Origin of the sequence: Streptosporangium fragile, from assembly GCF_039534445.1 — a bacterium.
Classification (GTDB): domain Bacteria; phylum Actinomycetota; class Actinomycetes; order Streptosporangiales; family Streptosporangiaceae; genus Streptosporangium; species Streptosporangium fragile.
Genome location: NZ_BAAAVI010000136.1, coordinates 1 through 6,745, shown reverse-complemented (window position 1 = coordinate 6,745; position 6,745 = coordinate 1). Strand labels below are relative to the sequence as shown.

At 70.6% G+C, this 6,745-nt stretch carries 3 protein-coding genes; 1 reads left to right on the top strand and 2 read right to left on the bottom strand.

What is annotated here, in order from left to right; all coding sequences use genetic code 11:
* Positions 1 to 4,304, bottom strand: a 4,304-nt coding sequence (locus tag ABD841_RS39940; RefSeq protein ID WP_344982271.1) for an InlB B-repeat-containing protein, incomplete at its 3' end; no start/stop codon positions are given.
* A gap of 1,151 nt (positions 4,305 to 5,455) precedes the next feature.
* Between ABD841_RS39940 and ABD841_RS39935 the strand changes: the two genes are divergently transcribed.
* Positions 5,456 to 6,292, top strand: a complete 837-nt coding sequence (locus ABD841_RS39935) for a nitroreductase/quinone reductase family protein (RefSeq protein WP_344982270.1) — start codon at positions 5,456 to 5,458, stop codon at positions 6,290 to 6,292.
* A 187-nt stretch (positions 6,293 to 6,479) separates the two neighbouring features.
* On the opposite strand, the gene ABD841_RS39930 is transcribed toward ABD841_RS39935, so the two are convergent.
* Positions 6,480 to 6,745: hypothetical protein (locus tag ABD841_RS39930; protein ID WP_344982269.1), on the bottom strand; the 266-nt coding region annotated here is incomplete at its 5' end.

Sequence of the window (6,745 nt, the reverse complement as noted above, 5' to 3'; positions counted from 1 at the left end):
ATCCCGGTCCTGTCCAGCCAGGGCTTGACCGTCGCGCTGGTGGCGGCGGTGTTGTCGCCCGGGTCCGGGTCGGTCACCGCCCGGGACGCGGCGAGCGCCCGCGCGGTCAGCACGGTGTCGGCGGCGGTGTTGGCCGGGATGGTCGCGGACACCTCGACCTTGGCGCTCCAGCCCGGCTGCAAAACCTTGACCGTGTTGCGGAACCCCTCCTTGATCCGGGTGCAGATACCCCGCCAGGTGTCACAGGCCGCGGCCCCGGCCAGCTCCTGCGGCAACAGCACGTCCAAGACGACATCGGTGGCGGCCTGCGGGCCGGTGTTGGTCACCGTGGCCGTCCAGGTCAGCCTCGCGCCCGGGCCCGGCTCACTCGCCGAGACCGTCTGCTCGACCTGCAGATCCGCCCGCGCCGCGGTCGGGGACAGCAGGAACGACCGCGGCGACTGGGAGAACCCGGCCGAGGTGGCCGAGCGGTCCCGGACGAACCCGCGGGCCAGCACCTGCCCGGCGGAGTTGACATCCACCAGCTCATACACACCCATGCACGGCCGGGTGGTGGCATCGTCGTCGTCGGGGCACAGCGGCCGGGGCAGCAGATCGGCCAGCTTGTAGGCCTTACCCTCCAGCCACAGCGTGGGCGCCCAGTAGACGGCCGGCGAGGCCTCCGCGGTCAGCCCGGCCACCAGCCCGTGATCGTTGATCGCGGTCGCCCGGCCCTTGCCCAGATCGGTGCGCTTGCCGTCCTGCCACACCGCGGCGCGCGGGACCTTCTTGCCGCCCTCATCGCAGCGCAGGTACCCGGCCACCGTCCCGACGTTGCTGACGTCCGAGGCGGTGCCGTGCGCCGAGGCGCACCCGTCCACCGGCAGCTTGGTCGTCTCCCCGTCCCGGTAGACGGCCGGCTGCCAGCTCAGGGGCAGGCCCTCGATGCCCCGCTCGGTCACATGGGCCCCGGCCACCTGACCCCAGTTGTTGATCCGGCCCATGGGCGCCCCGTCGCGGGCGGTGAACTGCGGCTCGTCCGGCAGCGTGACCGCGGCTCCCCGTTCCCACACCACGAACGGGTTGGCGTCGTAGTCGTACGACAGGCGCATCCAGCCGGACACCTGACCGGTGTCGTTGAGGTCCCAGGCCCAGCTGATGGTGTCCTTCGGCCTGTCGGCCGGCTGCAGATCCTGCACAGTCCCATCGGCGCGGTAGACGACCGCGTGTTCCTCGTTGCGGCCGTTCACCGGCGTGGTGGCCGTGCCGGAGACATCCCCGGCCTCGTTGATACCGGTGGCGTAGGTGTTACAGGAGCGGCTGTCCTGATCGGTGCACGGCAGGCCGCCCAGCGCGGTGAACACCCCGTCCTGCCAGCGCATCGCCTGCCGGCTGCGCAGCGCCGGCTCCACCGTGACCGCCACCTGCCCGCGGTCGTTGAGCGCGGTCGCCTTGGTGTGATCGGCCCACTCACCCGGCGCGCCGCCCAGCTCGGTCACCGTGTACGACCCGAACCGGGCCACCACCGTATGCGGCCCGTCCATGACCAGCCGCAGCGTCCCGGCCGGCCGCTCGTGCCCGTCCACGACCCACCCGGTCGGCATCCGCCCGGCCTCGGGCGTGGCGGTCAACGTCACCGTCGTACCGGCCCGGTACTTCTCCATCGCCGGCGACGCCGACACCGACCCGCCCGGATCAGCCGACAGCTCCAGCTCGAACTCCCGCAAATCAGGCTTGGCCACCTCCACCACGGCGCGGTCGGTCCGCAGCCCCTTGGCGCTCTCGGCCCGCACCGCGATGCCGTACACACCGTCGGCCAGCGCCTCGCTCCCGGCCCCGTACACCCCGTCCCCGGCACCGCCGTCCCCGCTGCCGCCGTCGTCGGCCAGCGTCAGCTCATGCCGGGCGCCGTCCTCTCCCAGCAGGACCGCCTTCACCGTCGCCCCGGTGACCGGCTGCCCGCCGTCGGTGACCGTGGCCTTCACCGTCACCCGGCCGTCCTCCGACGCCTCGGCCTCGGCCGCCACCGTCACCGTGTTCCCCGCGATCCAGGCCACCACACCGGCGGTGACCGGCTCGGTGCCGGTGTTGGTGACCTCCAGCGTCCATGCCCCGGCCTGCGGCTTGGCCACGTTCAGTCCCTGGATGGGCTGCCTGGCCACGTCGCCGCCGGCCGTGTACGACGCCGCCTCCTTGCCCGCCGGATCCCGCAGCAGCAGCCCGACGGTCTGCGGCAGCATCCCGACGACACCGAGCCTGGTGCCCGCCGGTACCTCCAGCGGCACGCTCACGGTCTTGCCCGCCTCCACCACGGCCGACGGCGTGGCGAAGGTCGACACCGCACCGGCGGCGCCGTCATCCGCACCGGCCCCGGCGGCGGTGACGCCCCTACCGGGCTCCGCGCTGTCCCTGCCCGGCCCCGTGACCTGCTTCCCTTCCTCCTCCGGCTTGGGGGGCAGCTCACCGCTGGGGTTGTCGGAATCGGTCAGCCGCGAGGCCAGCCGCGGCTTGACATAGGTGCGGATGTCCTCCGCCGACCTGGTCATCTCCCCATGCGTGGTGGTGGTATAAAGGCTGTCGTAGTAGCCGGCATGCGCGCTCTGCCACGGCACGAAGCCATCGCCGTCGATCTCCGTGTCGACGAACTCGCCTTTCTCACGGTCGAGTCTCGGGCACTTCACCTTGTGCTTCCAGCCCACGAGCGTCGAGACCTTCACCTCGCTCGGACCGGTGACCTCGTCGTGGAACTCCGGGGCGAACTCCTCGCTCATATACAGCAGCGCCGGCCAGTACGGCATCTTGGCGTCCGGGTTTCTCCGCTGCTCGTCGTGCACGAGGTCCATGACCAGGTCCGCGCAGGGCGTTCCCAGGATCGGCGCGCCCATCTGCAGCAGCCGGTTCACCGACGGCTTGCCGTCCAGCGGATTCTCTACGTCGTAGTTGTGGAGCATGAGCAGGGCCACCGGGCCGCCCAGGGAATGGGTCAGCAGATCGACACGGGAGGCGCCCGTCTTCTCAAGCACTCCCTTGACGTACAGCGACAGCTGCCTGGCGTTCTCCCCGTAGTTCAGGGTGGGCTCATACGGGTTGGCCGGATCCCCCAGAGACAGCTTTCCCGGGGCCTGCCCGTCGCCGACCGCGAAACCCTTCAGCAGCGGGTGGAGGGAGGCCAGGAGAGACGCGTGGTCCCCCCACGTCTGCGCGTCCTTGATGAACCCGTGCACGAGGACCACGGGCTTGGGCCGCACCAGGAGCGGCTCGGTCCGGTTGTCATGCACGACACCACCGGCGACGAGGAGCTTGGCGGTCACGGCGCGGTCCGAGCGCGCCTGGCCCTTGTACCAGGCGAACCCCTCGGTGTCCCAGACCACCTGTTTCGTCACGGTCTCGTACGGGCGGAGAACCAGGTCGAACATCCCGCCGGGCAGGAACAGGCCGGACTTCTCCTCATTCAGCACCAGCTGGACGGGCGCGGGGTAGGCACCGGGGTTGGTGACCGCGACGGTGACGCGGACCTGGTTGCCGTCGAACGTCCCGCTCTCCGGCACCGGGACCCACTCCTCGGAGGGGTACATCCGCGTCTCCAGGGTGAGCGACTTGATGACGGGCCTGCCCACTCCCAGGTCGAGCCGGAAGGCGTGATACACGCCCCCGAACTTGCGCTCCATGATCCCGGTGATCTGGCCGAGGTCGTTGATGCCGTTGGCCTCGACCAGGGTGTAGCCCATGGTGTCCGGCACCAGGGTGTTCAGGTCGAATCCCTGACCGTTCACATACAGGGCGGCATGCTGGGCGACGAACACGCCGTTGGATTCGAGGCGATTCATGAATCCCACCCCGACGCCGGCATCGTTGATCGCGAGCACCTGGCCGCCGTACGGGGTCTTCATCACCTGGACGCCGCCGTCCTTGTCCCACATGAGGGGGATGTAGCCACCGGTTTCGTCCTTGCCGAAGCCGGCCACCTGGCCCCTGTTGTTGATGGCGAGAGCCAGGGTCGCGGGGTGCCCAGAGGCGGTCAGCCGGTCACGTTCGAGGTTGAGCGGCTCGCCGGGCCTGGTGCGGAAGGCGACGGGCCGGAGATTGTCCGGATCGGGGTCCCCGTCCGCGGCGCCGACCACCTCACCGGCGTTGTTCAGCGAGTAAGCCCCTATCTCGTCATCGGTGTGCGACGGGGAGATCTTCAGGATCGAACCGTCGGGGTCGCGCAGCCAGTTGTCGCCCAGGACCTGCCCGCGGTCGTTGACCGCCCGCGCGTGGTTCAACTCCAGCTTGGTCACCGCGCCGTCCTTGAAGAGGTACGCCCTGGGCTGCATGGTGGGCATGCTGGCTCTTTGCTCGCTGTAGTTCCCGACTACCGTTCCGTCATTGTTGATGTCCCGGGCAGTGCTGTTGCTCCACTCCTCGTTGAGGCCGAGGCCGGGGTGGATCTCCGTGACCTGTGTCCCGGTGTCCGATCCGGTGGAGAACAGAATGGCTCTGTTGAAATGTTCGCTGGTGCTTTTGTAGCGCGTCGCCGGGATCTGGCCTCTGTTGTTGATCCTTCCGACATAGTCGACCAAGCGACCGAGGCCGCCGGCGTTGAGGCTGCCCAGATCGATCAGTTTGGGCACGCCGTCGGCCGACGACGCCGCAACGCCCCGAGGTGGTGTCGCCGCCGGTGCGGCCATCGCGGGCACGGGCCAGGCGAGAGAGGAGAGCATCACAGCGAGCACGTGAAGCGCCGTCCATCGCGTCAGGGCATGACTGAATAGCCGGTTCAAGAGGGAGCCTCCGGAGTCGAGGCCGCGCGTTGGGCACGGAATGGCGATGTGGAGGGGATGCAAGGGCGTTCCTGCCTGGGGCGGGCATTCAAGGGTCCGGGCCGCCCGGCCCTCTAAACCTGCTCCATTGCCCTTGACGGGTTACCTGTTCGCGACTCGCCGGCAGAGCACATCACGATAGAGTTGCCCCTCTTTCCGGGCAGGCCCGCTGCTTTCCATTGGCGGCCGGAGGAAGCAAGGGATCCAGCCTCGTCCACGTTGGCCCATCACTCTTGGAAACCACATGAGACAACCTGCCGATGATCATGAAAAGTGGCGCCGGGAGGCCGGCAGGCCACAAGTCGGTGCGAGCGACCGACCCGAGAACGACGTTGCCCTGGCGTGTTCGCGGCACTAGGGTTGACGTCGTGACTGCCGGGTCGGCCATGGGCCAAGAGCGAGTGAGGCACCCGGCCACGGCGTGACCGCCGGGCGGGCGAGAGGCCCGCCTTTCCTTTCTCCCCCTTCCCGCGCTTCTCGCGCGACGTTTTCACCTGCTCGGCGGTGCCGCCGATTTCGCAAGCCGTTCATGAACGGCGCCTGGCGCACCTCTCCTGTTTTCCCCATCACGGTCGAGACCGCCCCGTGGTGATTTCACCCTGCCCACCGGGCGGGTTCTTCGTCATGCCCGCGCGCGGTCCGCGGGACCACGGTTCCGGAGAAGAAAGCAGAGAATGCCGAACGATTTCAACCAGCAGGTCATCGAGGAGTTCCGCGCCAACGGCGGGCGGGTCGGCGGTTTTTTCGAGGGGGCCCGGCTGCTCCTGCTGACCACCGTCGGGGCGCGGTCCGGTGTCCCGCACACGACCCCGCTCGGTTACCTTCCCGACGGCGACCGGGTCCTGGTCATCGCCTCGGCCGGTGGCGCGCCGCACCACCCGGCCTGGTTCCACAACCTGGTGGCCAATCCTCGGGTGAAGGTCGAGAGCGGTGCCTTCACCCACGAGGCGCGGGCCGTCGTCCTGGAGGGCGCCGAACGCGACCGCGCCTTCGCCCGCGCCGCCGAGGCCGACCCCGGATGGGCCGGCTACCAGGCCAAGACGTCACGCGTCATCCCGGTGGTCGCCCTGGAGCCGGTCCCGGGCCCGCCGAACCCGAACGCGAAGTCGTGGGGCGCGGCCCTCAAGCTGATCCACGACGCCTTCCGGCGGGAGCTCGCCCTGATCCGCAAGGAGATCGCCGGGTCGGGTCCCGGGCTGGGCGCCCAACTCCGGGTGAACTGCCTGACCGTCTGCCGGGGGCTGCATCATCACCACACCGGTGAGGACGCCGGGATGTTCCCGTTCCTCGCCGGGCGCCGACCCGAGCTCACCCCGGTCCTGGACCGGCTGCGCCGGGAGCACGAGAAGATCGCGGCCCTCCTCGCCGAACTGCAGGAGGTCGTCTCCACCGACGGCGCGGACCCGCTGCGGGTGCTCTCCGACGTCGAACGGCTCACGGACGAGCTGGAAAGCCACCTGGCCTACGAGGAGGAGGAGCTGATCCCGATCCTCGACGCGCCGGCCCCCTGAGCCGGCCGGGCGCCACGCGCCCGGCTCCCCGATCCGGCGCGGGTGTCACCCGGCCGGCGCCGGGCGTGGGATCCGCCGCCGGGCGGCGGGGCGCCGGTGCCCGGCCCGGGGGCCGGGCACCGGCCGCTCGGCCGGAGCGGAGCGGATCCCGTCCGTCAGCGGCCCGCAGCGGGTGGCCGGGCGATGCTCACGACAGGCTTCTGGCGCGGTCGAGACCGGCCCAGGGCGGGGCGACGCCTCCCGGCGCCGCCCGTGAGAATCCCCCGCCCGGCCCGTACGACTCGCCGCCCTCCTGGCGCGGGAACAGGTCCGGCAGGTGCGCGGGGAGCGACCCCGCAGCGGCCAGGGCCCGGCCGCGCCACCACGTGAGTCCGTTGCGCTCCGCCAGCCGTCCCAGGAGGGTCAGGTGCCGGTAGGCGGCGTCGTGGTCGCCGACGGCCGAGGCGAGCAGGG